The organism is Rhodopseudomonas sp. BR0C11, assembly GCF_010820945.1.
In the GTDB taxonomy this organism is placed as follows: domain Bacteria; phylum Pseudomonadota; class Alphaproteobacteria; order Rhizobiales; family Xanthobacteraceae; genus Rhodopseudomonas; species Rhodopseudomonas palustris_H.
On record NZ_QTKI01000533.1, the window covers coordinates 1 to 2,723 of the forward strand.

3 protein-coding genes are annotated in these 2,723 nt (G+C 65.8%); all 3 read left to right on the plus strand.

Annotation, left to right across the window (positions count from 1 at the left end; translation table 11 throughout):
• Window positions 1–1,215: MmgE/PrpD family protein (locus DYI24_RS24685; protein ID WP_164574197.1), on the plus strand; the 1,215-nt coding region annotated here is incomplete at its 5' end.
• A gap of 79 nt (window positions 1,216–1,294) precedes the next feature.
• The gene (locus DYI24_RS24690; protein ID WP_164574198.1) at window positions 1,295–1,900 is read left to right on the plus strand and encodes a PAS domain-containing protein; all 606 of its coding nucleotides are present in this window, start codon (window positions 1,295–1,297) and stop codon (window positions 1,898–1,900) included.
• 174 nt (window positions 1,901–2,074) lie between these two features.
• Window positions 2,075–2,723, plus strand: a 649-nt coding sequence (locus DYI24_RS24695) for a malonyl-CoA decarboxylase N-terminal domain-containing protein (protein ID WP_164574199.1), incomplete at its 3' end; no start/stop codon positions are given.

Sequence of the window (2,723 nt, forward strand, 5' to 3'; positions counted from 1 at the left end):
TCGATCCTGCAGATGCTGCAGGCGCTATCGCTCGACGGAGCCGGCGACTCTACGGTGTTCGGCGACGACAAGCGCTGGACCCCGGCGGTGGCGGCGCTGCTGAACGGCGCGCTCGGTCATTCGCTCGATTTCGACGACACCCATGCCGACTCCTCGCTGCATCCCTCGGCCCCTGTGGTACCCGCCGCATTCGCGGTCGGCGAACTGGTCGGCGCCTCGGGCCGCGACGTGCTGACCGCGATCGTCGCCGGCTACGAAGTGTGCTGCCGGCTCGGCAACGCGCTCGATCCGACCTCGCACTACGCGCGCGGCTTCCACCCCACCGCAACCGCCGGCACCTACGGCGCCGCGGCCGCCGCCGCCAAGCTGTTCGGACTGTCGCAGGATCAGATCGTTGCGGCGTTCGGCGTCTCCGGCAGCCAAGCCGCAGGCTCGCTGCAATTCCTGGTCAACGGTGCGTGGAATAAGCGCTATCAGGTCGGCGCCGCCGCGATGAACGGCGTGATCGCCGCGACGCTGGCGAAGAACGGCTTCATCGGCTCGACCGAGTCGGTCGAAGGCATCCACGGCCTGCTGGTCGGCTACACCGACACGCCGCATCATGACAAAGCGGTCGCCGACCTCGGCAGCGTTTACGAGACCATGAAGATCGGCGTGAAGCCGTATCCGAGCTGTCGCTACACTCACGCGGCGATCGACGCGCTGATCGCGATGCGACGCGAGCACAATCTGACGCCGGCGCAAATCACCCGGGTCGAAGTCGGGCTGCACAAGAACGGCATCACGCTCACCGGCGACGCACCGACCAAGCGGCATCCGCGCTCAATCGTCGGCGGTCAGTTCTCGATGTTCTTCACTGGCGCATTGGCGCTGGAGCAGGGCAGCTTCGGCTGGGACGACTACACGCGGCTTGGCGATCCGGCGATCGATGCGCTCGCGGACAAATTCGACGTGGTGCGCGACGAACGGCTCGAAGGCAAAACCCATCCGTTCGGCGCCCGCGTGTCGATCACCACCGAGGACGGCGTGCATGAACGGATCTACGCCGATCCGTCCGGCGAGCCGAACTCGTTCCCGAGCGACCAGGCGATGACGCAGAAATTCCTGCAGCTCGCCCGTCCGGTGCTGGACGGTCGCGCGCAGAGTTTTGCCGATGCGGTGCTGACGCTGGAGCGGTTCGCCAAGGTGAGCGAAGCGACCGCCCTGGGTCGCTAGGGAACCGTTAGCGGTATTGACATACTCGCAATCTGGCGTAGCAGAAGAGCCGACACTCCCGGAAGACGGAGAGCGGTCGATGCAACGCTTCGTCTGTGAACAGAATATCGCGCACTTCCAAAAGCTGCTCGAGACGGCCGAGGATGAGAAGCTGCGCCGGACGCTGCTCGGCCTGCTGTCGTCGGCCAAGCGCGAACTGGCGCTGCTGCATTCGCAGATCTCCGGCGCCGATCTGTCGCCGCTGGCGTATCGCAATCGTGGCGGCGATCTTCATTCGGTGCTGGCGCAGATCCGCGCCAGCTTCGATGCGTCCGAGCATCCCTACATGCTGATCGATGCCGGGCCGGGCCTGAAGATCATCGACATCAACGACGCCTATGCGCGCGCCACCTTCACGTCGCGCGATAGCATCGTCGGCCAACCTCTGTTCGAGATCTTCCCAGACAATCCGGCGGTTGAGACCGCCGACGGCGTGAGCAATGTCTACAACTCACTGCGGACCGTGGTCGAGACCGGCCAGCCGCACGCGCTCGCCGTCCAGCGCTACGATGTCCGCAACGCCGAGGGCGTGTTCGTCGAGCGCTATTGGCAGTCGATCAACACCCCGGTGCGCGACGCCGACGGCAAGTTGATGTGCCTGCTGCACAATGTCGAGGACGTCACCGCCGAAGTGCTGGCGAATTAGCCGGCAGCGATCCTCGGCGCACCCAGCGACATCCCTTCCGGCCCGGTCACGAAGCCGTGGCGAAACCATCGTCCTGCTCATGCGTCTGGAAGGCGTTGTCCGGAACGTCTATGGTTGTGACGTACCGCGCTTCGTACGTGAAGCGACGATGTCGCAAGCCTGGGGATGAAGCTGATGCCGATAGCCACCACCGCAGACCGCGCTTCGGAGTTTCTCGGCGGCCTGTTCAACAGCCTCACTGAGCGCGGCCGCAGCCTGTTCGGGCTGGCCAGCTCACAGCCGATGTCTGGTGACGAACTGATCGCGCTCGGCGAGACGCTGCTGTCGCGGCGCGGTGAAGCATCCGGCGTCGCGCTCGCTGCGTCACTGCTCGCCGGCTACGAGGCTGCTGACGACGAGGACAAGCTGGCGTTTCTCGATGCCCTCGCCGAACAGTTCGGGCCCGACCTCGCCGAACTCAACGCCGCGATCGAAGCGTTTCGTGCCGACGCCTCGGCCGAGGCGACCGGCGAATTGCTCCGCGCGGCCGAGCCGCGCCGGCAGGAACTGATCCGCCGCCTCAATCACGCGCCGGGCGGTACTGCCGCGCTGGTGAAGATGCGCGAGGCGGTGCTGGCCCGCATCGCCGCGCATCCGCAGCTGCGTCACGTCGACGATGACTTCGTGCATCTGTTCACGTCGTGGTTCAATCGGGGGTTTCTGGTGCTGCAGCGGATCGACTGGACGACGCCCGCCAACATCCTCGAAAAGATCATCCGCTACGAGCAGGTTCACACCATTCACGACTGGGACGATCTGCGCGCGCGGCTCGCCCCGCCGGACC

What these genes read in the sequence shown, in the direction of transcription:
- DYI24_RS24690 (WP_164574198.1), top strand. Translation starts at nt 1,295, where the DNA reads ATGCAACGCTTCGTCTGTGAACAGAATATCGCGCACTTCCAAAAGCTG.